Genomic DNA, 23,525 nt, shown 5'->3' on the forward strand with positions numbered 1-23,525 from the left:
AGCCAAGAAGAAGAAGGGGCCGCACGGGCCCCCTTTTCATGTCCGGTCGCCGGAAGGAGTCAGGACGAGGGCAGGTGTCAGGACGAGGGCCGGACCACGTAGACCGAGCAGTCCGAATGGCGGACCACGCGAGCGGCGTTGGGGCCGAGCAGATAGTCGCTCAGCTCGGGCTTGTGGGCGCCGACCACGATCAGATCGCTGCCCGCCTCGCGGGCAGCATGCAGGATCTCTTCATAGGCCTTGCCGGTCAGGACGATATGGCGGACGGCGGCATTGGCCTCGGCCCCGATCACCTCGCTGACGAAATCGTTCAGCAGGCGCCGGGCGCGGGACAGCGCCTTGTCATGGTAGCTGCTGTCGAAGAACTGTCCGACGACGCTCATGCCGAAATCGGGCAGCACGGTGATGACGTCGAGCCGGGCGCCATCCATCGCCGCCAGCCGGGCGGCGACGGTCAGGACCTCGCGGTCATGTTCGGGCTGGCTGACATCGATGGCACAGAGAATGGCACGGATCATGCGGGCACTCCTTCCCGTCGGGCGCGGGACCGTTGCAACCAGAACACGCCGCCCAGTAGCGCGAGCGCGGGCAGGAAGACAAGCTCCTGCGGCCATTGATGCTGCGGCACCCGCAGCGCGGTCAGCGTCACCGGGATATCACCGTAGAAATCGAAGCCCTGCAATGTCTCGGCGAAGGGGGTGCCGAACATCGGCTCCTCCAGCACGACCTGCCCGTCGATCTCGTCGGGCAGAAGCCCTGTCGCGGCCATCCGGGCCGGGCCGCCCTGCTCGTCGCCGACGGTGACGACGAGCGTGGTCTCCTTGGGCTCGAGCGTGACGAAGTCGGGGCCCGCGACCCGCAGCCGGAGCGTATCGCCCGGCTCGGCCGCGGCGAGTGCCTGTTCGAAGCGGGCGGGCGGCAGATCGGCGAAGGGCGGCTGCAGCCGGTCCATCACGAAATCGGGCCGGAACAGCAGGAAGGAGATCGCGATCAGCGCGACGCTTTCATAGATCCGGCTGCGGGTGACGAACCAGCCCATGGTGCCCGCGGTGAAGACGAGGATCGCCACGGTCGAGACGATGAAGACGAGGATGCCCTGGGCCCAGGTCACGTCGATCAGCAGCAGGTCGGTGTTGAAGATGAAGACGAAGGGCAGCGCCACGGTGCGCAGCGAATAGAAGAAGGCGATGAAGCCGGTCCGGATCGCGTCGCCTCCCGACACTGCGGCGGCCGCAAAGGAGGCCAGCCCCACGGGGGGCGTCACATCGGCCATGATGCCGAAATAGAAGACGAAGAGATGCACCGCGATCAGCGGCACGATCAGGCCCGACTGGGCGCCGAGATGGACCACGACCCCCGCCATCAGCGAGCTGACGACGATGTAATTGGCGGTGGTGGGCAGGCCCATGCCCAGGATCAGCGACAGGATGCCGACGAAGATCAGCATCAGGACGAGGTTGCCGCCCGAGACGAATTCGACGAGATCGGCCATAACCTGCCCGATGCCGGTCAGGGTGACGGTGCCGACGATGACGCCTGCGGTGGCGGTGGCAAGCCCGATGCCGATCATGTTGCGCGCGCCCGCGATCAGCCCCGAGACGAGATCGAGCCCGCCCTCGCGGGTCGAGGCCAGAAGCCCGCTGCCCCCCCGGAACAGCGCCTTGAGCGGGCGCTGGGTGATCAGGATGACGAACAGCAGCGCGGTCGCCCAGAAGGCCGAGAGGCCCGGCGATTTCTGCTCGATCATCAGGAAATAGACGAGCACGACGATGGGCAGCAGGAAGTAGAGGCCCGACTTGTAGATCTCGGAAATGACGGGCAGTTTCACCTGCGCCGCATTGGGATCGTCGGGTTCGAGATCGGGTACGGTCGCAGCCAGCGCCAGCAGCGCCAGATAGGCCGCGAAGACCAGCACCGCCAGCACCCAGCCCGCGCCCTCGGGCAGGGCCGCGACGATCCAGCCGACCGGATATTGCACGCCATAGCACAGGAGCGCGAAGCCCGCGAAGAAGGCGAACATGCCGCCGACGGTGCGCCCGAGCGAGGTCACGCCATGGCCGAGGGTCGGCATGTTGCGCTTCACCGCCTCGAGATGGACGATATAGACCAGCGCGATGTAGGAGATCAGCGCCGGCAGGAAGGCATGGGTGATGACCTCGACATAGGAAATCCCCACATATTCGACCATCAGGAAGGCCGCGGCCCCCATCACGGGCGGCATGATCTGACCGTTGACCGAGCTTGCGACCTCGACCGAGCCCGCCTGTTCCGAGGTGAAGCCGACCCGTTTCATCAGCGGGATGGTGAAGGTGCCCGTGGTCACCACATTGGCGATCGACGAGCCCGAGATCAGCCCGGTCGCGGCCGAGCCCACCACCGCGGCCTTGGCCGGGCCGCCCCGAAGATGCCCGAGCGCGCCGAAGGCCATCTTGATGAAGTAGTTGCCTGCCCCCGCCTTCTCGAGCAGCGCGCCGAACAGCACGAAGAGGAAGACGAACTTGGTCGACACGCCCAGCGCGATGCCGAAGACGCCTTCGGAGGTGGTCCACATATGGCTCATGGCCTTTTGCAGGCTCGCGCCCTTCCAGCGGATCACCTCGGGCACCCAGGGCGCCGCGCCGAAGAAGACATAGACCAGAAAGATAGAGGCGATGATCGCCATGGCCGGGCCCAGCGCCCGGCGCGCCGCCTCGAACAGAAGCAGAAGCCCGACCAGCGCCACCCATTTGTCGGTATCGTCGGCCAGGCCGCCCGACTGCACGATCTTGTCATAGACGATGTAGCCGTAAAGCGCGATCAGCGCGCCCAGCACCGCGAAGGCCCAGTCCTGCAACGGGACCTTGCGGCGCGGGCTCGTGCGGAAGGCGGGATAGGCGCAGAAGGCCAGGAAGATCGCGAAGGCCAAATGGATCTGGCGCGAATTGTTCACGATGTCGCCGGGCAGGATGAGATTGGAAAGCGGCGAGGCCAGCACCACCTGAAACACCGACCACAACAGAGCGACCCCGGCCAGGAACAGCCCCACCGCACCCGCCGGGCTGCGCGCGCCCGCATCCGAGGCGGCCACGAGATCCTGCAGTTCTTCCTCGCTGAGGGCGCGCCCCCCGGCTGCCTTGTCGGCCATCGCTCTGTCTCCCGGCTGGACCGCGCGCGTGACGCGGCCGTCATTATCCGGACGCTGTCGCCGCGCCCCTGGAGCGGACGGGCGCCACAGCGGCGCCCGTCCTTCTTTTGCCATAATGTACGCTGGGCTTAGTCGATCCAGCCTTTTTCGCGATAATAGCGCGCCGCACCGTCATGCAGCGGCACCGACAGGCCGTCCTTGATCATTTCTTCGGCCTTGAGATTGGCAAATGCCGGGTGAAGCGCCTTGAAGTCGTCCAGATTGTCGAAGACCGCCTTCACCAGCTGATAGACCGCCTCTTCCGAGACCGCGTCAGAGCTGACCAGCGTGGCGCCGACGCCGAAGGTCTCGGTATCCTCGTCATTGCCGCGATACATGCCGCCCGGAATGATCGCCTTGCGGTAATAGGAGTTTTCCTCGACCAGCTTGTCGATCTCGGGGCCCCGGATGTTGACGAGGACCGAGTCGCAGGCGGTGGTCGCCTCCTGGATCGCGCCCGAGGGATGGCCCACGGTATAGATCATCGCATCGATCTGGTTGTCGCAGAGCGCGGCCGACTGCTCGGCGGGCTTGAGCTCGGAGGCGAGGGCGAAATCGTCCATGGTCCAGCCCTTGGCGGCCATCACCACTTCCATGTTGCCGCGCTGGCCCGAACCGGGATTGCCGATATTCACCCGCTTGCCCTTGAGATCGTCAAGCTCGCGGATGCCGGAATCGGCACGGGCGACGACGGTGAAGGGCTCGGGATGCAGCGAGAATACCGCGCGCAGCCCCTCGAACGGGCCGTCGCCCTCGAAGCTGGGCGAGCTGCCATGATAGGAGTGATACTGAAAGTCCGACTGGACGACGCCGAATTCCAGCTCGCCCGCGCGGATGGTCTTGAGGTTATAGACCGAGCCGCCGGTGGATTCGACCGAGCAGCGGATGCCGTGATCCTTCCGGCCCTTGTTGACCAGGCGGCAGATCGCGCCCCCGGTCGGGTAATAGACGCCGGTCACGCCGCCGGTGCCGATGGTGATGAAGTCCTCGGCATGGGCCGCAGGGGCGGCCATGGCCGTCAGCACCGCCGCGGCGGCTAGGGGTTTGAATGGAAAGGTCATTGAACACTCCTCGGTTGTTGTTCGGTCTTGTTATGATTGCCGGCACGATGATTGTCGGCACGGGCTGGGGCCGGGCTCAGCCGACCCAGAACTCCCCGAGCCGGTGGTTGCGGGTTTCGATCTTCTCGATCCGGGCCTTGGCCGCAGGCCCTGCCCGCGCCGCGAGCATGCCGATGACGGTTTCCAGAAAGACAAGGCTTGCGGCATAGGACGAGAAGAATTGCGGACTGTCGGAGGGTAGGATGAAGCCCGCATCGGCCGATTTCAGCGCCGGGCAGGCATGGGTGTCGGTCACCACCATGACGAAGGCGCCGCGCTCCTGCCCCATCTCGGCGGCAAGGACGGCGCGGCGGGCATGCGGCGGCTTGGTCAGGACAACCAGCGCATCCTTTGGGCCGAGATCGGCCAGCGACGAGGCCAGCGAGGTCCCCATCCCCGCCGCGATCGACCAGTTGGGGGCGAAGTAACTGCCGAGATAGGCCATGTATTCGACGATGCCGGTCGAGCCCAGCGCCCCGAACAGCGTCACATGCCGCGCCCGGTGCAGCCGCTCGACCGCCGCTTCCAGCCGGTCCGGATCGACCAGCCGGGTCGCGGCCTCGAGATTGGCCATGCAGGCGCCTGAATGGCGCAGCAGGAAAGGCGGTTGTTCTCCCTGCCCGGCCTCTGCCTGCAAGCGTCGGACCTTTTCCGACAGGCTGACATAGCGCTGGCCGACCGCGCGTCGCGACAGCTCGCGCATCTCCTCGTAACTGGCAAATCCCAGCGCCCGGGCCAGCCGCGAGAAGGTCGCGGGCGAGAGGCCCGAAGAGGCCGAGACCGAGCGCAACGAGCGGCTGGCCACATCGACCGGATGCGCCGCGACATAGTCGGCCGCATCGCGCAGCCTGGCGCTGAGCGCGTCATAACCCGACGCGATCCTGTCCTCGATCGATGGCTGGTCCGACATTGCCCCCCTTGATCCTGGCGTCCCGTCCCCTGCCCCGGTCATGATCGGGTCCTGATCAGACCCTGATCCGGGCCCGGCACCGGACGCCTCCCGGATTCGATGAGACATAAGGGTCTCAGCCGTTTTACAGATTGTCAATTCCTGAAACGTCTGTTGCAGTTCCGCTTCGTCTGTCGCCCGTTGCGACTCGTCTGCCAGGGCTGTCCCATGTCTCATATCTTTCCCCGCAACTCCCGCGCCGCACTTCCCGTGATCGACCGCGGCGAGGGCGTCTATCTCTTCGACACGACCGGCAAGCGCTATCTCGACGCCTCGGGCGGTGCCGCAGTCTCCTGCCTCGGGCATTCCGACCGGGCGGTGACAGAGGCGATCAAGGCCCAGCTCGACCGGGTCGCCTTCGCCCATACCGGCTTTTTCACTTCCGAGCCCGCCGAGCGGCTGGCCGATCTGCTGGTGGCCCATGCACCCGAGGGCATCGCGCGGGTCTGGCTGGTCTCGGGCGGGTCCGAGGCGATGGAGGCGGCGCTGAAGCTCGCCCGGCAATACATGCTGGAAAGCGGCCAGCCCGGGCGGCACCGGGTGATCGCGCGGCGCCAGAGCTATCATGGCAACACGCTGGGGGCGCTGGCGACCGGCGGCAACATGTGGCGCCGCACCCCCTTCGCGCCGCTCCTGATCGAGACCTCGCATATCGCGCCCTGCTATGCCTATCGCGGGCGGGCCGAGGGCGAGAGCGAGGCGGCCTATGGCCGGCGCGTGGCCGACGAGCTGGAGACCGAGATCGAGCGGCTCGGCCCCGAGACGGTGATGGCCTTCGTCGCCGAACCGGTGGTCGGCGCGACGCTGGGCGCGGTGCCTGCGGTGCCGGGCTATTTCCGCCGCATCCGCGAGATCTGCGACCGCCACGGTGTGCTGCTGATCCTTGACGAGGTGATGTGCGGCATGGGCCGGACCGGCACGCTGTTCGCCTGCGAGGCGGATGGCGTCGCCCCTGACATCACCGCCATCGCCAAGGGGCTGGGCGCGGGCTATCAGCCGGTGGGCGCGATGCTCTGCACCGCCCGCATCCATGACACCATCGCGGCGGGCAGCGGCTTCTTCCAGCACGGCCATACCTATATGGGCCATCCCACCGCCGCTGCCGCCGCGCTGGCGGTCGTCACCCGGCTGACCGCGGACGGGCTGGTCGACCGGGCACGGGTCATGGGCGACAAGCTCGACGCGGCCCTGCGCGCGACCCTTGGCGATCATCCCCATGTCGGCGATATCCGCGGTCGCGGCCTGTTCCGCGGCATAGAACTGGTCGAGGACCGCGCCACCCGGCGTCCCTTCGACCCCGGGCGCAAGCTGCATGACCAGCTGAAGGCCGCCGCCTTCGAGGCCGGGCTGATCTGCTATCCGATGGGCGGCACCCTTGACGGGCGGCGGGGAGACCACATTCTTCTGGCCCCGCCCTTCATCATAGACGATAGCCATGTCTCTGAAATCACGGAAAAGTTGCAATTTGTGCTCGCAGCCCTGCGGTGAGCCGCCGCGCCTGCCCCCCTGCCCCGAAGACGCGCTTGAACTTCGGCGCATTCTGATCTTCACCGATGCAGCAAACAAGAACCGGGCGGCGCGGCCGCCCGGGAGCGACGGCTTGGGCCGCCCCCCCCTGAGAGGAATTCCGTCCGATGCCCGGCCCGACAAGTTTCGATGAGTTGACGGTCACAGGGACCGGAGACGGGATCGGGACAGAGCTTATCCGTCTGATCGACACGCGGAGAGAGCCGATGGGCCAAGGCGGCGCGGCCCGGCATTTCGCCGATGGTGGCCGTGCCGATCCCCCCTGCCGCCCCCTTTTGGCGGGCAGCGATCCGGACAGGCCGCCGCGCGACGGATATGCGCTCGGCTCCCGAGCCCAGGAACGGGGCGATGGCAAGGGCGCCGACAGGCTCCGGCCCGGCCGCGAACCGATCCGCCCTCTGCCCGGACGGCGCCCGGCGCTGCGATGCGATCCCTGCGACCATGTCGACCGCCCGCTTCGGTCGCCTGCGCTGCGCGAGATGCCGAAAGCGCAGGCCCTGCGGGCCGACGCGCCGGGTCCGCAAGTCCTGCCTTCGAGGGCCGCGGCCGGGCCGGAGGGCCGGGACACCCCTTGCCGCCCGACAAGACCGGCGGCCGGGTGTCTTAGCCTCGCCCGGCCCGCAGTCAGCAAGATCGCCCGACCCAAGGCCCAGTCCAGCGTCCGGTCCAGCGCCTGTGCCGCAACCTTCCCGCCGGACTGGCACAGGAAATGCCCCGGAGACCGCCCCGGCAGTACCGTCGGGCGCCGGCCGTCGTCGCGAGAAAATAGCGGCAATGCCTTCTGCGCGGACAGCAGGCGCCATCGCCCCTCTGCGCCGGCGCGCCCCGCCACCACAAGCCAGAGCGCCCCTGCCGCAACTCCAGGCATCGGGATCAGCTCCGGCCGCAGCCAGGGCCTCTCGCAGCGGATCGCATACCGGATCGCCGGAGCGGACATTCCTCCCTTTCCGGCGCGGCCTCCCCTGCGCAAGGCCGTGACTGAAGGCATCGCGATGCCGCCACGTTCCGGCCCCGCTTCCGCGCGGCATATCCATGACATTGCCTGCATGCGGGACATTCCGCGCAGGTCGTGCGCCGCGGCAGAGCCGCTGTGCATCTCCTCTCCGCCACGCGACGCGATGGCCGATATCCTCCTCGGCCATGGCACCCGCGCCGCCGGGACCGAAGGAAAGAGCTTTGCCCCGGCGGAAACCGGCCGGGACCTAACCTGCGGCCACGGGCGCCCCCTATACGCCCGGACCGTTTTCTCCGAAGACCGGCCCCCGGCACGCGGAAACGTTGCGGGGGGCTGCTCCTTTGACAACGGAAGACCCCCCCGATGACCATATTGACCTGCATCTCCCCGATTGACGGATCGGTCCTGGCCGAACGCGTCACGCTTACGCCAGAGGCGGCGCGCGAAGCGGTGGCGCGCGCCCGCGCAGCGCAGGCCGGATGGGCCGCGCGCCCGCTTTCCGAGCGGATCGCGCTGGTGCTCGACGCCGTCGCCAATATCGGCGCCATGAATGACGAGATCGTCCCCGAGCTTGCCCGGCAGATGGGACGCCCGATCCGCTATGGCGGCGAGTTCCGCGGCTTCGAGGAGCGCGCGACATACATGGCCGGGATCGCCGAGACCGCGCTGGCGCCGATCGCGGCCGAGGACAGCGGCAGCTTCAAGCGCTACATCTCGCGCGACCCGCATGGCGTGGTGCTGGTGATCGCGCCCTGGAACTACCCCTACATGACCGCGATCAACACCATCGCGCCGGCCCTGATCGCGGGCAATGTGGTGATGCTGAAACATGCGACCCAGACGCTGCTGGTGGGCGAGCGGATGGCGCGCGCCTTCCATGCCGCGGGCGTGCCCGAGGACGTGTTCCAGAACGTCTTTCTCGATCATGGCACCGCCTCGGCCCTGATTTCGGAACGCGCCTTCGACTTCGTCAACTTCACCGGCTCGGTCGCGGGCGGGCGGGCCATCGAGCGGGCGGCCGCCGGCACCTTCACGCCGCTGGGGCTGGAACTCGGCGGCAAGGATCCGGGCTATGTGCTCGAGGATGCCAATCTCGACATGGCCGTCGAGGTGCTGATCGACGGGGCGATGTTCAATTCGGGCCAGTGCTGCTGCGGGATCGAGCGGATCTATGTCGCCGAAAGCCTGTATGACCGCTTCCTCGAGAAGGCGGTGAAACTGGTCGAGGGCTACCGGCTGGGCGACCCGCTCGATCCCGAGACCACCATCGGGCCGATGGCGCAGGCGCGCTTTGCCGATCACGTCCGCGCCCAGACCGCCGAGGCGGTGGCCTCGGGGGCGCAGGCGATGATCGACCCCGCGCTCTTCCCGCAGGATGGCGGCACCTATCTGATGCCGCAGATCCTGACCGGGGTGACGCATGAGATGCGGGTGATGCGCGAGGAAAGCTTCGGCCCCGTGGTCGGCATCCTGCCGGTCAGGGATGACGAAGAGGCGATCCGGCTGATGAATGACAGCGATTACGGGCTGACCTGCTCGATCTGGACCAATGACGTCACGCGGGCCGAGCGGATCGGCCAGAGGATCGAGACCGGCACCGTCTTCCTGAACCGCGCCGACTATCTCGACCCGGCGCTGTGCTGGACCGGCTGCAAGGATACCGGTCGCGGCGGCGGGCTGTCGGTGATCGGCTATCAGAATCTGACCCGTCCGAAATCCTATCACCTCAGAAAGCTCTGACGGCGGGCCGAACACCGCCCGGCCCCGTCCCGCCGCAGCCGGACAGGGGCCGGCCCGCAGCCTCGGTATCGCCAGGGGCGCGGATCCGGATCGCAGGGGCTTGCCGGAAGCGGGGCCAGCCCCCGAACGGGAAAGCCCTCGCGTCCGCCTCCGGAGATCGCAGGTGAGCCCCCCCCGCCCGCTCTGCGGCCCTGACGGCGGTGGCATCCATGGTGGGACCGAGAAGCTCGGCCCGGAGGGTCGCCTCGATGGCGGGCCGGCGCCGGGCTCTGCGACAGGTCGGGGATACCCGCGACGCTCGCCCGCGCGCCGATGCCCCGGCCCAGGCGGGGCCGGGCCTGACCGGCACCGGCGCGGAGATCGGCCGCGCCGGTGTGAAGGCCGGTTCCGCCCCCCGAGACGAGGATCATCCGCGATCCGAAAGGGCTGCCGGCCCCAGGAGCTCCGCGTCCGGGGATTTCTGCGCCCGCGATGCGCGAGACGACCACCGCAGTCGACGGCATGGCAGACCTCACCCGGCATCGCAGGGACGCGCCCCGGGCGGGAATGCGGGGCGCGTCCCCGTTCCGGAGGCGCGGAAAGCCCCAAGCGGACAGGCCATCCGGCCGGAATGCCCCCAAGCCCCCCAACCGGCCACCGGCCGGAACACTGCCACCGGCCCCGGCAGGACGGTCCGAATGTTGCACGCCACGCGGCATTCTCCGACCCGGACCCCGTGAGAGCACCCAAAATAAAAAGGACCGCAAAAAGGACGCAAGGATCAACCGGCGACGGATCGGGGCGGCGGGCGGCGGCGGCGAGAGGATGCCCGGACGACGCCATGCGGCCCATCCGGAAGGCGCATGAGCGCTTTCATGCGCCTGATCGCGGGACCGAATGCCCGGACCGGAAGGAAGATGCCAGGCGGGATCCTCGGGATGATGGGAATGCTCTTCCGGCCTTCGCGGTCGAAGAGCTTTACCCGCCGGCGCTCCAACGGCCGGAAATGGCCCGCTTCGCGATGGTGGCCTTTTGCATCATGGGCCGCCCCCGTTCGATCCGGCGGCACTCGACCCTGCGGATCGACCTGTCTTGAGGCCGCTGACCGGTCGGCACGCGGGCCGTGCCGGGAAATTTCCCGGTCTGGTCCCGATCTTCTTTCGGGCTTTCTGCCTCATGCTGTGCCCGACAGCCGATCCGTTCGCTGAGATAGGGCAGGCACGCCCTGCCCGCCTGAGGCCCGGCTCCATGGCCGGTCAAGAGCCGTCATGAAACGGGCCCTTGCTCATGATCCTGAAGGCCAGATACGAGCCGTTCGCGGCGAGGCTGTGCCTGACGAGAGGGTTTCCGCTCCCGATGATGTTCCTCTTCATGGGCGATGTCCTCGGGAGGACCGCACTCACGACCCTTGCCGGATGCTCCATGCCTGGCAGTGCCGGACGGGCGGACCATCGACGACAAGCGGGTGCCGGTCGCGGGCCGCGGCCTGCCGATGCCGGCGCCATGCGCAAGGACGGCCTGATGGAACCACGCGACCGCCCGCTTGTCGTCAGCACAGGCCTGCATGCCATTGGCCCCTGACCGGACGAGCCGAAGCAAGGGGGTGCCGGCACAGCACGGCCCCGGCTGCGCGCAGGACCCCGCCCCGAAGCCTTCGATCCGCCCATGCGGCGGCCTTGCCGGGACAGCGCCCTCTGCTCTGGCACTGCCAATGTCGTTCGGACGCGGGCTGCCGGCATCGGTCGCGAGCCGGGTGAGAGCGCCCGGGCCGGGCCCCTCGTCGGCCATCTTGCCGCCATAAAGACTGTCGAGCGCCGGGCGTCCGCGACGCCGGTTGCAGAGGGTCTCTGCCGTCCGGCCACGCCGCATTGGATCGCACCGCCCGATATCGGAAATAACCGCAGCCTCGGCCAGCCCGGCGCCTGCGGCGATGTGCAGGGCGATGTGCTGGCCGAGGCGCCGACCGAAACGGGCACGGATCGCGGGCCTTTCCGGCCCGGCAGGCGACGGCGCCGCAATGCCGGTCCCGCCTGGCATCCCGGGCGCGGCGGGAATGAAACAGCCGGACGGACCGCGCGGAGCCTCGGGCCAGACCGGGAAGGACAAGGCGTCGGTCTGCGCGCGACCGCAATGCAGGTCCGACGCGCGGCCCGACCGGCGATCAGCCTGCGGTCCGGCCGGAAGCCCTGCCCGAGAGCCGGGTCGAGGGCCTGACCGGAGCGGCGGCGGCGCGACGACGGCCTCGGCGCAGTCATGGCACTGGCTCTGCAACATCCTTTCGACTCCCTGAGGTTTCCTCGTCGTATCGAACCTGCCCGTATCCCGTCAAAGCAGCGTGAAAGGTAAACAAACCCTTTACGAAGCCGCGAAACCCGGCCGGATCGAAAGACCGGCATCCCGCCGATGTCAGTCGCGCCAGCCGGTCATCCGGCTCAGGGTCATGTCGCAGACCTCGGCCTGCATCCGCGCCAGCCGCTCGGCCTCGTCGCGACAGGCCGCGACCGTCTCGCCCAGATAGTCCCCCTGCCAGTCGGTCAGGCTTTCGGGGGTGCGGCAGGCGGCGAGGCGCTGCATCGCATCGGCATTGCGCCGGGCCTCGTCCCGCGCGAAGGCAGCCATTTCGCTGCCGGTGCGGCGGACATGATCGGCCATGGTCGCCCCGACCCAGGCCATCATGCCCCAGCCTTCGGCCTGGGCGCGCAGGGCCGCCTCGAGCGCGGCGGCGGCAGAGGGCGTCACGGGGGTCTTGGACATGATGGGAGCCTCGCAAGCGGACCACGGATACGGATCTTAAAATAGGAAAAAGGCAGCCGCAGGTCAAAGCCCTGCGCAAGGCCCGGCAAGTGACGCGACAAGCAGGCGCCCCGGCCGTCAGGCGATGCGGGCGCCCTGCACCCAGGCGCCGCGCACCACCGGAGCACCGCCGATCCGCACCACCCGGATCAGATCGGCCCGCGCCTCCGGCGCGATCCGGCCGCGATCGCCAAGCCCCACCGCATCGGCGGGCGCCTGGGTGACGGTGGCAATGCCGCGCGCGAGATCGCCCCAGAGATCGCCAAGCCGGAGCGCCCCCATCAGAAGCGCCGAGGGCACGTAGTCCGAGGACAGGATGTCGAGAAGCCCTTGCCCGGCCAGCTCGGCCGCCGCCACATTCCCGGAATGCGAGCCCCCACGGATCAGGTTCGGCGCGCCCATCATCACCGCGATGCCTTCGGCCCGGCAGGCCTCGGCCGCCTCGAGCGTGGTCGGAAACTCGGCCAGGCGGATGCCCTGAGCCGCCGAAACCGCGACATGGTCGGCGGTGGTGTCGTCATGGCTGGCCAGGATCGCGCCGAAGCGGCGGGCCTCGGCCAGGGCCTGGACCTCGTGCCGGGCGCCATTCCGCGCGCGCAGCTGTTTCAGCCCGGCGACATGGTCCCTGAACTCGGCCTCGGTGAAATTGTGCTTGCCCATCACATAGGCCTTGAGCCGGGCCTCGTCGCGGAACTGGCGCTGGCCCGGGGTGTGATCCATCAGGCTGACGATGCCGACCCGGTCCTCGGGACCGAAGTCCGCCATTTCCTCGGGCAGCGTCTCGGAACAGATCTCGGCGCGCAGATGCAGGAAATGGCTGATCCGGAGCGCGCCGCGGGCCCGCAGATCGAGCAGTTCCGAGGCAAGCCCGCGCGCATAGGGGCGGTAACGCGCCTTGCCGGACGGTATGGAGCCCACCCGCATCGCGTCGAAGACGGTGGTGATGCCGACGCCCGCCAGTTCGGCATCATGCGCGACGATGGCGCTGGCATGGGGCCAGTCGACGGCCGGACGCGGCTGGATATGGCGTTCGAGATTGTCGGTATGCAGCTCGATCAGCCCCGGCATCACCAGATCGCCGCCGCAATCGATGGCCCCGGCAGGCACCGCCGGGCCGGTATCGATGGCGGCGATCCTGCCCCCGGCAATCCGGACCGACCCGACCCGGATGTCATCGGGCAGAACCAGCGTGGCATTGGCGAGAACCGTCTCGGCAGTCGGGAGCATCGGCGCCTCCTTATTGATGCGCGGCGTGAATTGGGGCAGGACAATAACGGGAACGGCGCGGCATCCCAGTGCGGAGGGGGCAATGGAAGGCTACCGGCGCTACGCGATCTACTATGCGCCCGATGAAGGCGCCCTGGGCGATTTCGGCAAGGCCTGGCTGGGCTGGGATGCCGAAGCCGGGGCGACCCGGGCGCAGCCCCGGCTGCGCGGTCTGCCAAGGCCGGTCGAAGACCTGACCGCAACGCCGCGCAAATACGGGTTCCACGCCACCGTCAAGGCGCCGTTCCGGCTGGCCGAGGGCAGCGATATCGGGATCCTGCATGCCTCGGTCGTGGCGCTGTCGGGCCAGCTCCGGCCGGTGCTGATCGAGGGGCTGAGATTGTCGCTTCTGGGCGGCTTCCTGGCGCTGACGCCGCGCGGCGACACCCGGCGGCTGATCGAGATGGCGGGCAATGTGGTCAAGGCGCTGGACGGCTTTCGCGCCGCGCCCACGGCCGCGGAACTGGCCCGGCGCGATCCCGACCGGCTCAGCACCCGGCAGCGCAAGCTGCTGGAGAAATGGGGCTATCCCTATGTGATGGAGGAATACCGCTTTCACATGACCCTGACCGGACCGCTGAAGGCCGCCGAGGCCGAGGCCACGCGGGTGGTGCTGGGCCCCGTGCTCGAGCCGCTGATCGACCGGCCGATCCGGATCAGGAGCCTCTGCCTTTTCGGCGAGGCGAAGGACGGGCGGTTCCACAACCTGCACCGCTACAGCCTTTCGGGCTGACGCAAGGGCTGACCCGCCGCGCCAGGCCCGGATCGCAGCTGCTGACGCCTCGCGGGGCAGCGTGTCACCGCCGGTCCGCCTGATGCCGGTCGCCCGCCGCAGAGACCCGGCGGCGCCCGGCGAGCAGGCGAACGCGGCACCCTGTCTCTTCGGGGCATGAAGCGGGTGACACTCTCCTGCCCCGCGGGCCCGGGAATGCGCCGGCCGCCCCCGCGACGAAAGGCGCTTCGGACCCCGCGTTGTCACGCCCGATGCGCCGTCCCGGGTCCGAACGCCCGGGAAAGCCGGTCCTCGCCCCTGCCCGGCCGCGCAGGGCCAGATCGGACAAGCCGCCTGCCGCGACGAGACCGGATGTCCGCCCCCTTGCAGAGGCCGCGGACTGTGTGTATGCGGCGGGCTTCCGAGACCGATGGGCACCGTGGTGCCACGACCCGGCCGCGCCCTGCCCACCTCCGCCCCGGGGGTGTTTTCTGCTGCGCATCCACTTCTGTTCCCAGACTTATCCACAGGCATTTCCGGCGCCCTGTCGGCATATGGCCCATTTTCCATGTCCCGCCCCGCCCTGCCCGCGATCCGGGCCTGCGATGGCTTGCCGACTTATCCACAGCCCTATACAACTAGACAAGTTGTTACGGGAACCTGGCGAGTCATGCAAGGCTCGGGGATGAAAGATGTCGAGGAAATGACCCAAGCCGCGCTCTGGAGCTCGATTGCCGCCACGCTTCGCCACGAGATCGCCTCCGGCAGCTACCGCCCGGGCGACAAGCTGCCCAGCGAGGCCGATCTGGCACATCGCTTCGGGGTCAACCGGCATACGGTCCGGCGGGCCCTGGCCGATCTGGCCGAGGCGCGGCTGGTGCAGGCCCGGCGCGGCGCGGGCGTCTATGTCACGGCGCGGCCGACCGACTATCCGCTGGGACGGCGGGTGCGGCTGCACCGGAACCTGGCTGCGGCCGGTCAGAGCGCCGAACGCAAGTCATTGTTGCACACGACCCGCGCAGCGGACCGGCGCGAGGCCGAGGCGCTGGGGCTGAGAGACGGCGCGCCCGTGCATGTCTCGGAGGGGATCTCGCTGGCCGATGGCCACCCGCTTGCGCTGTTTCGCAGCGTGTTCCCGGCCGAACGATTTCCCGGTCTACTGGACACGCTGGCCGAAACCGCAAGCGTGACCGCGGCGCTGGCCCGAAGCGGGGTGACGGATTACACCCGGGCCTCGACCCGGATCACGGCCGAGCGCGCCAGTCCGACCCAGGCCCTGCATCTGGAGCTGCGTCCGGGCGACCCGATCCTGCGCAGCGTCTCGGTCAATGTCGACCCCGAGGGCCGGGCGGTGGAATACGGCCGCACCTGGTTCGCGGGCGACCGGGTGAGCCTGATCGTGACCGACGATCCCCCCAAGGAGCGATGCCCCGACTGACGGCTCTTGCCAGTGACGGCTCTTGCGGCTGAGCGGCCCCGGAAGGACGGACATCCCACGCCCCTGCCCCCCGGAATGACCCGGAATGACCCCGGGCAGGCGCCGGTTCCTTGTCACACCGACGATACAGTGGACGGCTATCCTTCGCGGGCCACGTCACCCCCGCCAGCCGCCCGAGCCGCGACATGCCCCAGTTCCTTCACCCGCTCCGCTTCACCGGCGCCAGCATCCTGCGCGACGGCGAAATGCAGCGACGCTCGATCGCCATCGCCGAGGGCCGCATCACCAAGGGCCCGCTGCCGGAAGTCGACCTGACGGGCTATCTGATCCTGCCCGGCATCGTCGATCTGCAGGCCGACAGTTTCGGCCGCCACCTGCCCCGGCGCCCGGCCGGTCCCGGCACCGCACCGCTCGCGCCGGATCTGGTGCCCGATCTGGCGCTGGCCGCGACCGACCGCGAGGCCGCCGTCCATGGCGTGACCACCGGCTGGCTGACGCAGGACTGGTCCTGGGAGGGCGGGCATCGTGCCCCTGAGCGGGCCGAGGCGCTGATGGCCGCGCTCGCGGCCTACCGGCCCCGGATGCTGACCGATCTGCGTCTTCAGCTTCGCTGCGAGATCCATACCGTAGCCACCGCCGAGCGGCTGCTCGATGCCATCGGTCGGCATCGCATCGACTATGTCATGTTCCACAACCGGCTCGATGCCGCGGCCGAGCGGCTGCAGGAGCGCACCTGGCCGCCGCCGCGACGCGCGGATCGCGACGGGCTCGCGGCGGCGCAGGCGGCCCGGCCTGATGTTCCGCGCTATCTCTGCCGGCTGGCCGAGGCCTTCGACACGATGGGGGTCCTGTACGGCTCGCATGGCGACCCCGATGGCGAGACCCGCGAGCGCTTCTCGATGATCGGCGCCCGGATCGCCGAATTTCCCACCACCCGGCGCGCCGCCGCCGCCGCCAAGGCCATGAACGATCCGGTGCTGCTGAGCGCGCCCGATGTGATGCAGGACGGATCTCCCCCCGGACAGGTCCCGGCGACAGACCTGATCGCGCAGGGGCTCTGCGATGCGCTGGTGTCGGATTTCTATTATCCGGCGCTGTCCCACGCGGTCTGGCGACTGGTCGATCTGGGGCTGAAGACCCTGCCGCAGGCCTGGGCGATGGTCTCGCAGCGTCCGGCCGAGATCCTGCGCCTGCCCGACCGAGGTCGGCTCGATATCGGAAGACGCGCCGATCTCTGCGTGATCAACGAGCGGACGCGCATGGTCGAGATGACCATTGCCGGCGGGAGGCTGACCTATCTGGCCGGCGAAGCCGCCCATCGCTTCGTCCATCGCATTCACGCGCTCGATATGGCGGCAGAGTGAGCGGGACAGGGCGTCTTTTTAACCGATGCGCCACCTTTTCCCGCTCCGGGCAAGCCATCCCCGGACGGATGTCATGAAATGCGTCTAGACTGAGTTTCGTTAAACGGTGCGACGATCGTAACCAGGAACGATCTTTTCGCCATCCGGCGACCGGAAATTTCACGACGCGCCTTCAGAATGAGACTGCATTTCAGAACCAGACAGGGGGCCGCGACGAAAGCGCGCCCCCTTTTTGGCGGGTCACGCCGTGCGCGGCGGCGAAGGTTGCGCGCCCAGCCCGGAGCGGGCCTTTGCCCTTGCCCCGGAAACGGCGTGCCACCGGGCGAGGTTGCCGCCGCCGGCCATCTGGCGCATGGTGCCGCCCGCAACCGACCCGAAGAACGGCAAGACCCATGGAACGATTCATTCCCGGCCCGGACACCAAGCGCCTTTATCGCGATGCGCTCGGCTGCTTTGCGACCGGCGTGACCGTGGTCACGGCCGCCGGTCCCGACGGCCCCCTCGGCATGACCGCGAACAGCTTTTCCTCGGTCTCGCTCGATCCGCCGCTGGTGCTGTGGTCGCCCGCCCGCGCCTCGGCACGCTATCCGGCGATGACCGGGGCCGAGCGTTTCGCCATCCATGTGCTGGGCGCGGGCGAGGAAGACATCGCCGCGCGTTTTGCCCGCTCGGGCGACGATTTCGAGGGGCTCGACTATGCGCCCGATGCCGATCCGCCGCTGCTCGAACAGGGCTGGATCGCCCGCTTTCTCTGCCGCCAGGTCGCGCTGCATGACGCAGGAGACCATGCCATCGTGATCGGCCATGTCGAGGAATGCGCCCGGCGCGAGGGCCCGCCGCTGGTCTTTGCGGGCGGAGCCTATGGAGATTTCAGCCCGGTCGGCTGAAGACCCACCCCGCGGCGCGCCCCCCAAGTCACCCACGTCGCCCATGCCAGCAGGACGCCGCGCCTTGGCCACGCCGGATCTCCGGACACAGCCAAGCGATTGCGCAGGGAAAGCTCAGGGCGGAAGATTATGCGCCCGGCGCGCGATCTGCCTTTCGGCCCAGGCGCAATCCGGCCAGACCCGGGCGAAACGGACCCGGGCCGGTGGCAGGGCGGCGGATCACTCCGCCGCGCTGTCGCAGATGCCGAGGCTGCGCTTCAGGCGCCGCACCGAGGATGGCGTGACGCCGAAATAGCGCCCGATCTCGGCCTCGTTCAGGCCATAACCGACCATCGCACGCAGCGACGCGGCCGGCATCGGGCCGAGTTTGCCGAAGACGGGGTGAGGGCGCGGACGCATCACCGGTCTGGGCGCAGTTTGTCTGATATCCTGGATCATGTTCACGGCCGACTCCTCCCAATTCGTCCCTGCCGCATGGGCCGTCCTCGTCGCATCAGGAGGCAACGGGCGTCCCTTGCATTAATCCATATCACATCTGTCAGGAACATTCGCGTCTTGACGACAACCTCTCGGCGACTCACCGGCAGAATTCCGCCGCCTTGCACCGCAGCATTACGCTGCGTCACAGCATCGGGGGAGCTAGGCCCGCACCGCGCCCGGCCCGTTCTCCCCCGGACAGAAAGCCCCCGGCACACCGCCGGAGGCCGCCCCCCGGGCCTAGCCGAAGATGTCGGCCGTGATGCCCGCATACCAGCCAAGGCTTTCCTCATAGGTCGCTTTCCTCAGTGCGGCATCCTCGCCGATCTGGCTGACGAAGCCGTCAACCTTGGCGATCCTGTCTGCGCCGACCTGATAGGAGGCGCCCACCTTGACCCCGTCCTCGCTGTCGATCAGCGACCAGCAGGTATTGGAGTATTTCGCCGGGAAGGCCCGCGCCCCGGTCAGCGCCGCGTGCACCTGCATCGCCGCCACCTTGGCCTGGCTGTTGGCCGAGAAGGCCGATTTCGGCATGTCTCCGGCGATTGTCGCATCGCCCAGAACATAGACATTTTCATCAAACCGGCTTTGCATCGTTCCCGGCAGGATCGGGCAGAAGCCGCTGTCATCGGCCAGCCCCGCGACAGCGGCGATATGGCCCGCCTTCTGCGCCGGGATCACGTTGCAGACATCGACCGTCTCGACCATGCCGTCGATCACGACCTCCATGCCGGCTGGCCGCAGCTCGATATCGGCGCCGCCGAAATCGGGACCGATGCGCTGGATCATGCCGGGATAGTGGCGCGCCCAGCCATCCTCGAACAGCGCCTGTTTCGAGAAGCTCTCCTTGGGATCGACGATCAGGATCTTGGCGGTCGGGTTCTGCCGTTTCAGGACATGCGCGACCATCGAGACCCGTTCATAGGGCCCGGGCGGACAGCGGAACGGGTCGGGCGGAGCGATCATGCAGAAGACGCCGCCCGCGCGCATCGCCTCGACCTGGGCCTTCAGCAATTGCGTCTGGCTGCCCGCTTTCCAGGCATGCGGCATCCGGTTCTGCACCGTCAGATCCCAGCCCGGCACCGCGCCGTCGACGAAATCGATCCCCGGCGCGACGATCAGCCGGTCATAGCCCAGCGCATGGCCCGAGGCGAGCGTGACCGAGCGGGCCGCGCGGTCGATATCGACGGCGAGATCGTGGATCACGTTGATGCCGTAGCGGCTGGCAAGCCGCCCGTAATCATGGGCGATCGAGGCGAACTCGCGGAACCCGCCCAGATAGAGGTTCGAGAAGAAGCAGGTGTAATAGCTCTTGCCGGGCTCGATCAGCACCACCTCGATGGCGCCGCCGCTGTCCTTGGCGACATAGCGCGCGGCCGTCGCGCCCCCCGCGCCACCGCCCACGACCACCACGCGCGGCCGGGCCTGGCCGATGGCGCCGGGCGCCGACAGCGCCGCGCCCAGCGCCAGCCCCGTGCCCAGAAAGCTTCGTCTGTTCAGGCTCATGTCTCTGTCTCCCCATGGACATGAATTCGCGCGTTTCCGGTCGTCTTGTCAGTGAGGGCCGGCCGTCAGAGGCCCCGCCCGCCGAAATAGGCCGCCAGCGCCGCGATCTCCTCGTCCGAGAGGCGCCCGGCCATCATCCGCATCACCGGATGCGGGCGCAGCTTCTGCTTGTAGGCATGCATAGCCAGAACGAATTTGCGTTCGGGCCAGAGCGTGATCGAGGGGATGCCCCGGTCGGAGCCGTCGCGCTGATGGCATGTCGTGCATTCGCTCGAGAGGTATTCGCCCCAGGCCGGGTCGCCCACCAGCGCCAGCGTCGCCTCGGGCAGCCGCGGTTCCTCCGCGCGCGCGGTCGGCGCCGCCTCGGGGATGTTCGAGGGCTTGTCGGAATAGCGGCGCAGGAAGGCCAGAAGGTCCGCGCGTTCACCCGCGTCCTCAAGCCCCGGAAAGCTCATCCTTGTGCCCGAGACCAGCACCAGCGGGTTTTCCAGATAGGCATCGAGTGTCTCCAGCGTCCAGGTCAGACCGTCATCGCCCGCCCGCCGCATCGATTGCGAATAGGGAAAGTCCGGGACCGAGGCCGCGCGCCGTCCGAACAGACCGTTCAGCGGCGGGCCGATGCCGGGCTGCGCCCCGGGACCGATTTCATGGCAGCCGCTGCAATAGACCCAGATCTCGGCGCCACGGACAGGGTCGCCGATGGCCTCGACAGGTGTCTCGGCCCGCCCCGCGCCCGCCCCTCCCAAAGCGAGCGCGAGGATCAGACACAGTTCCTCCCTCATATGCAATCAATGCAATTCCGCTATGCGTCAGGCAAGCGATTCTCCATCACCGGGCCTCGAATCGTGCGGACGAAATGACGCATCCCGGCCGGGCTGTCGCGGTCTCTGCGCCGCATCTCCGGGGGCCAACAGAACAGGCCCATGACAGCGACGCCAAAGCCTGAGACCGGCGTTAAGGCTTTGGCGTTGCTTTCCGGTTCCGCGAGCCGGTTCGTTGGCGCTCATGGCCCGAAGAGGACGGCTGCAGCCAGAGCGGCGACGGTCAGGCAGAGCTTGGGACAGCGCTCGTGGCGGGCGGCAATCCGGCGGCAGCCAGGCGGCAGTCCCAAAGGCGACCGAGCCGGGAGGCGATGCGGTCGCGCCGCCTGCCCCGCGCGCCGCATGTCATCGCGAACGGCCTTGCCGCGCAATGTCCGCCCCTGGATGACGGTTCCTATCCCTTGCTCCGATAGGTTTCGCGGACCCGAGCGTCATCATTGCCTCGCCGGCGATCCGCCCGGCGCGTCGCTATCGGCGCTCTCCTGACCGACGGCAACGAGCCGGCGGACTTAGCTTCGTGACGGGATGGGTCCGGGTCTTCATGCCGCCTTTGATACGACCGACCAGCCCCCACGCCGTCCTCTTTCGCCCGGCAGGCTCGTCGCGGTGCGGTGGATCCCGAGACGCCCGGAAAGAGGCTCCGGGCGCAGCGGCCCTGCCTGATATACATGTCTCCGGCCGGGCGCTGCGTCCCGCCTGAGCTGCGTCGGACTGCGATCAAGGGGCCCCGATCAGGGCTGGCACGCAGGTCCCGCAGGCTCGGTCAACCGACCTTGCCCCGGACACGCCCGTTCGGCCCCTGAAGGCCCTCCAGGCGCCATGGCACATCGCGCCGGACTGCAGTCCTGCGGCCAGAGGCCCGCCATGCGCGCGGGCCGTTGCGGGCCGCGACGCATGGGCCCGTACGGCGCGCCCGCTCAAGAGGCCGGGCCTAGTTCGCCGCCGCCCCCTCGGGCGTGACGTCGAGCACGGCAGCGCGCATGGTGATCTCGACCTCCGGCTTGCAGTCGGTCATGCAGGGCGGCTGCGAGAAGCGCGGCAGTTCGGTCGTCTCGCGGTCATCCACGATGAAGCCCTCGGCATTGGGCAGCGCGACCTCGAGGAAATTCTCGTTCGACAGCACGAAATCGTCGTCGACCAGATAATTCGAATAGAGGATATAGGCGGTCACGGCATAGACCTCGTCGACCGTCAGCACCTGCGCCGCGCCGAAGGGCATCGAGCGGTGGACATAATCCCAGACGGTCGAGAGATAGGGCCAGTAGGATCCCACGGTCTTGACCGGGTCGTCGCGGTCGAGCGTGCCCTCGCCACCCGCGAGCTTGGGATAATTGTCGACGCCCTCGGCGAATTCGCCATGGCAGATGGCGCAATTGGCCGAAAAGATCTCTTCGCCATCCTCGACCGAGCCCGAGCCTTCCGGCAGCCCCTGCCCGTCGGGGGCCACATCCAGATCCCAGGCCGCGATTTCCTCGGGCAGCGCCGGGCGGCCGAGACCGAAATCGCCCGCCTGAACCGGACCGGCGAAGGCCAGAAGCAGCGCGGCGGCCGGCAGGTTACGAGACTTCGACATTTTCCGCCTCTCCGCTGGTCTTGACCCACCAGGTCTGGATGCCGTTGTTGTGATAGACCGAATTCAGCCCCCGGATCTCGCGCAGCGCGGTCTTGGTGGGCTGGACATAGCCGGTCTCGTCCATCGCCCGCGATTGCAGCAGCATCTCGGACCCGTCCCAGTCGATATCGAGATAGAAGCGGGTCAGCGCCATCCTCTGCCCCGGCCGGGCCAGCCGCGCGGTCTGCCAGTTCGCCCCGCCATCGAGCGACACATCGACCCGCTCGATCGCGCCCCGGCCCGACCAGGCCAGCCCGGTGATGACCAGCGGCCCGGGCCCGTGGGTGATGGGCGCCTGCGGGCTGGGCGCGGTGATGACCGATTTCGCATCCATCGCCCAGGTCCATTTGCGCGAGGTGCCGTCGGCCAGCGTGTCGGTGTATTTCGAGGTCTCCTCGCGGCTTTCGACGGCCTCGGTCGTGACCTCGACCCGGCGCAGCCACTTGATCCACATGTTGCCCTCCCAGCCCGGCACACAGAGCCGGACCGGATAGCCATGTTCCTTGCGAAGCGCCTCGCCATTGGCCTTGAAGGCCACGAGGCAATCGTCGAGCGCCTTCTCGAGCGGGATCGAGCGGCCGTTCGAGGAGGCATCCGCCCCCTCGACATAGACCCATTTGCCCTCGGGCCTGACGCCGGCCTCTTGCAGGAGCGTGCGCAGCGGCACGCCGGAATATTCCATGTTGTGGATCATGCCATGGGTGAACTGCGCGCCGTTGAGCTGCGCGCCCGCCCATTCCATGCCCGAATTGGCCGCGCATTCCAGGAAATAGGTGTGGTTCACCCGCGGGAAGCGTTCGAGATCGGCATAGGTGAAGATCAGCGGCGTCTCGACCAGCCCGTTGATCATCAGCCGGTAATCTTCCTTCGGCAGATCGATGGCGCCCGAATGGTGGCGCTCGAAGGCGCAGCCCTGCGGCGTGATGGTGCCGTCGAGCGCATGGATCGGGGTGAAATTGACCGAGGAAATCGTGTCGGCCGTCAGCCAGTCGACATTGCGCCGGATCACGTCGGATTCGTAGTCTATGGGCAGGCCATAGGGGGTCACGTCGACACCGTCGCCCCACATCTGCGCCCAGGGCTGTGTCTCGGTGATCAGCGGGTCGGGAATCACCGGATCGGGGCCCTCGGCCGCCGCCTTGCCCGCGACCAGCGCGCCGCCCCCCGCCAGCCCCGCCTTCAGAAACCCGCGCCGCGTGGGCGCGCCCGGCCGGTCGGTCATCGCCTCATCCTCCT

Annotated in this window: 16 protein-coding genes and 1 pseudogene; 6 read left to right on the forward strand and 11 right to left on the reverse strand. The window is 68.5% G+C overall.

The genetic code is table 11. The features are described from left to right. Positions 1–77: 77 nt before the first annotated feature. From B5V46_RS11145 to B5V46_RS11160, 4 genes are all read right to left on the reverse strand, one after another. Positions 78–518, reverse strand: coding sequence for a universal stress protein (locus tag B5V46_RS11145; protein ID WP_080616669.1), 441 nt, complete (start codon positions 516–518; stop codon positions 78–80). Beyond that, positions 515–3,124 carry a TRAP transporter permease gene (locus tag B5V46_RS11150; protein ID WP_080616670.1) on the reverse strand — a complete coding sequence of 870 codons (2,610 nt, stop codon included), beginning with the start codon at positions 3,122–3,124 and terminating at the stop codon, positions 515–517. The genes B5V46_RS11145 and B5V46_RS11150 overlap by 4 nt, the downstream gene beginning before the upstream one ends. Positions 3,125–3,252: 128 nt before the next feature. Beyond that, positions 3,253–4,224, reverse strand: coding sequence for a TAXI family TRAP transporter solute-binding subunit (locus B5V46_RS11155; RefSeq protein ID WP_080616671.1), 972 nt, complete (start codon positions 4,222–4,224; stop codon positions 3,253–3,255). 76 nt (positions 4,225–4,300) lie between these two features. Beyond that, positions 4,301–5,173: a MurR/RpiR family transcriptional regulator gene (locus tag B5V46_RS11160; RefSeq protein WP_080616672.1), complete on the reverse strand. Its 873-nt coding sequence runs from the start codon at positions 5,171–5,173 to the stop codon at positions 4,301–4,303. 207 nt (positions 5,174–5,380) lie between these two features. On the opposite strand from B5V46_RS11160, the gene B5V46_RS11165 reads away from it, so the two are divergent. Both B5V46_RS11165 and B5V46_RS11170 read left to right on the forward strand, forming a co-directional pair. Beyond that, the gene (locus tag B5V46_RS11165) at positions 5,381–6,700 is read left to right on the forward strand and encodes an aspartate aminotransferase family protein (protein ID WP_080616673.1); all 1,320 of its coding nucleotides are present in this window, start codon (positions 5,381–5,383) and stop codon (positions 6,698–6,700) included. A 1,357-nt stretch (positions 6,701–8,057) separates the two neighbouring features. Further along, positions 8,058–9,434, forward strand: a complete 1,377-nt coding sequence (locus tag B5V46_RS11170) for an aldehyde dehydrogenase family protein (RefSeq protein WP_080616674.1) — start codon at positions 8,058–8,060, stop codon at positions 9,432–9,434. A 2,385-nt stretch (positions 9,435–11,819) separates the two neighbouring features. On the opposite strand, the gene B5V46_RS11185 is transcribed toward B5V46_RS11170, so the two are convergent. Next, on the reverse strand, positions 11,820–12,167 hold the full coding sequence (locus B5V46_RS11185) for a phasin family protein (protein ID WP_080616677.1): 348 nt from the start codon (positions 12,165–12,167) through the stop codon (positions 11,820–11,822). A 117-nt stretch (positions 12,168–12,284) separates the two neighbouring features. Beyond that, entirely contained in the window at positions 12,285–13,433 is a 1,149-nt protein-coding gene (locus tag B5V46_RS11190; RefSeq protein WP_080616678.1) for an alpha-D-ribose 1-methylphosphonate 5-triphosphate diphosphatase, read from the reverse strand. An 82-nt stretch (positions 13,434–13,515) separates the two neighbouring features. Here B5V46_RS11190 and B5V46_RS11195 point away from each other — a divergent pair, with 82 nt between their 5' ends. The 4 genes from B5V46_RS11195 (at position 13,516) to B5V46_RS11210 (ending at position 17,873) form a co-directional block, all read left to right on the forward strand. Then, positions 13,516–14,205: a DUF1045 domain-containing protein gene (locus B5V46_RS11195; RefSeq protein ID WP_080616679.1), complete on the forward strand. Its 690-nt coding sequence runs from the start codon at positions 13,516–13,518 to the stop codon at positions 14,203–14,205. A 664-nt stretch (positions 14,206–14,869) separates the two neighbouring features. After that, positions 14,870–15,622: a phosphonate metabolism transcriptional regulator PhnF gene (phnF, locus tag B5V46_RS11200; protein WP_369822778.1), complete on the forward strand. Its 753-nt coding sequence runs from the start codon at positions 14,870–14,872 to the stop codon at positions 15,620–15,622. A gap of 185 nt (positions 15,623–15,807) precedes the next feature. Then, positions 15,808–16,986, forward strand: a complete 1,179-nt coding sequence (locus B5V46_RS11205; protein WP_080616680.1) for an alpha-D-ribose 1-methylphosphonate 5-triphosphate diphosphatase — start codon at positions 15,808–15,810, stop codon at positions 16,984–16,986. Positions 16,987–17,378: 392 nt separating this feature from the next. Then, positions 17,379–17,873 carry a flavin reductase family protein gene (locus B5V46_RS11210; protein ID WP_080616681.1) on the forward strand — a complete coding sequence of 165 codons (495 nt, stop codon included), beginning with the start codon at positions 17,379–17,381 and terminating at the stop codon, positions 17,871–17,873. A 219-nt stretch (positions 17,874–18,092) separates the two neighbouring features. Here B5V46_RS11210 and B5V46_RS11215 read toward each other — a convergent pair whose 3' ends face one another. From B5V46_RS11215 to soxC, 5 genes and pseudogenes are all read right to left on the reverse strand, one after another. Beyond that, a complete protein-coding gene (locus B5V46_RS11215; protein ID WP_080616682.1) occupies positions 18,093–18,272 on the reverse strand; it encodes a hypothetical protein in 180 nt (59 codons plus the stop codon). 318 nt (positions 18,273–18,590) lie between these two features. Next, a complete protein-coding gene (locus tag B5V46_RS11220; protein ID WP_080616683.1) occupies positions 18,591–19,856 on the reverse strand; it encodes an NAD(P)/FAD-dependent oxidoreductase in 1,266 nt (421 codons plus the stop codon). Between the two features lie 65 nt (positions 19,857–19,921). Further along, on the reverse strand, positions 19,922–20,638 hold the full coding sequence (locus B5V46_RS11225; RefSeq protein WP_080616684.1) for a cytochrome C: 717 nt from the start codon (positions 20,636–20,638) through the stop codon (positions 19,922–19,924). A 976-nt stretch (positions 20,639–21,614) separates the two neighbouring features. Then, positions 21,615–22,250, reverse strand: a pseudogene (locus B5V46_RS11230) (c-type cytochrome); the annotation flags it as partial. After that, on the reverse strand, positions 22,234–23,511 hold the full coding sequence (gene soxC, locus B5V46_RS11235) for a sulfite dehydrogenase (protein ID WP_080616686.1): 1,278 nt from the start codon (positions 23,509–23,511) through the stop codon (positions 22,234–22,236). The pseudogene B5V46_RS11230 and the gene soxC, both read right to left, overlap by 17 nt. Positions 23,512–23,525 lie beyond the last annotated feature (14 nt).

The sequence above is a fragment of the Rhodovulum sp. MB263 genome, from assembly GCF_002073975.1.
In the GTDB taxonomy this organism is placed as follows: Bacteria; Pseudomonadota; Alphaproteobacteria; order Rhodobacterales; family Rhodobacteraceae; genus Rhodovulum.

What these genes read in the sequence shown, in the direction of transcription:
- B5V46_RS11220 (WP_080616683.1), bottom strand. Translation starts at nt 19,856, where the DNA reads ATGAGCCTGAACAGACGAAGCTTTCTGGGCACGGGGCTGGCGCTGGGC.
- B5V46_RS11215 (WP_080616682.1), bottom strand. Translation starts at nt 18,272, where the DNA reads ATGCGTCCGCGCCCTCACCCCGTCTTCGGCAAACTCGGCCCGATGCCG.
- B5V46_RS11210 (WP_080616681.1), top strand. Translation starts at nt 17,379, where the DNA reads ATGGAACGATTCATTCCCGGCCCGGACACCAAGCGCCTTTATCGCGAT.
- B5V46_RS11190 (WP_080616678.1), bottom strand. Translation starts at nt 13,433, where the DNA reads ATGCTCCCGACTGCCGAGACGGTTCTCGCCAATGCCACGCTGGTTCTG.
- B5V46_RS11155 (WP_080616671.1), bottom strand. Translation starts at nt 4,224, where the DNA reads ATGACCTTTCCATTCAAACCCCTAGCCGCCGCGGCGGTGCTGACGGCC.
- B5V46_RS11195 (WP_080616679.1), top strand. Translation starts at nt 13,516, where the DNA reads ATGGAAGGCTACCGGCGCTACGCGATCTACTATGCGCCCGATGAAGGC.
- soxC (WP_080616686.1), bottom strand. Translation starts at nt 23,511, where the DNA reads ATGACCGACCGGCCGGGCGCGCCCACGCGGCGCGGGTTTCTGAAGGCG.
- B5V46_RS11150 (WP_080616670.1), bottom strand. Translation starts at nt 3,124, where the DNA reads ATGGCCGACAAGGCAGCCGGGGGGCGCGCCCTCAGCGAGGAAGAACTG.
- B5V46_RS11225 (WP_080616684.1), bottom strand. Translation starts at nt 20,638, where the DNA reads ATGAGGGAGGAACTGTGTCTGATCCTCGCGCTCGCTTTGGGAGGGGCG.
- B5V46_RS11165 (WP_080616673.1), top strand. Translation starts at nt 5,381, where the DNA reads ATGTCTCATATCTTTCCCCGCAACTCCCGCGCCGCACTTCCCGTGATC.
- B5V46_RS11160 (WP_080616672.1), bottom strand. Translation starts at nt 5,173, where the DNA reads ATGTCGGACCAGCCATCGATCGAGGACAGGATCGCGTCGGGTTATGAC.
- phnF (WP_369822778.1), top strand. Translation starts at nt 14,870, where the DNA reads ATGAAAGATGTCGAGGAAATGACCCAAGCCGCGCTCTGGAGCTCGATT.
- B5V46_RS11185 (WP_080616677.1), bottom strand. Translation starts at nt 12,167, where the DNA reads ATGTCCAAGACCCCCGTGACGCCCTCTGCCGCCGCCGCGCTCGAGGCG.
- B5V46_RS11205 (WP_080616680.1), top strand. Translation starts at nt 15,808, where the DNA reads ATGCCCCAGTTCCTTCACCCGCTCCGCTTCACCGGCGCCAGCATCCTG.
- B5V46_RS11170 (WP_080616674.1), top strand. Translation starts at nt 8,058, where the DNA reads ATGACCATATTGACCTGCATCTCCCCGATTGACGGATCGGTCCTGGCC.
- B5V46_RS11145 (WP_080616669.1), bottom strand. Translation starts at nt 518, where the DNA reads ATGATCCGTGCCATTCTCTGTGCCATCGATGTCAGCCAGCCCGAACAT.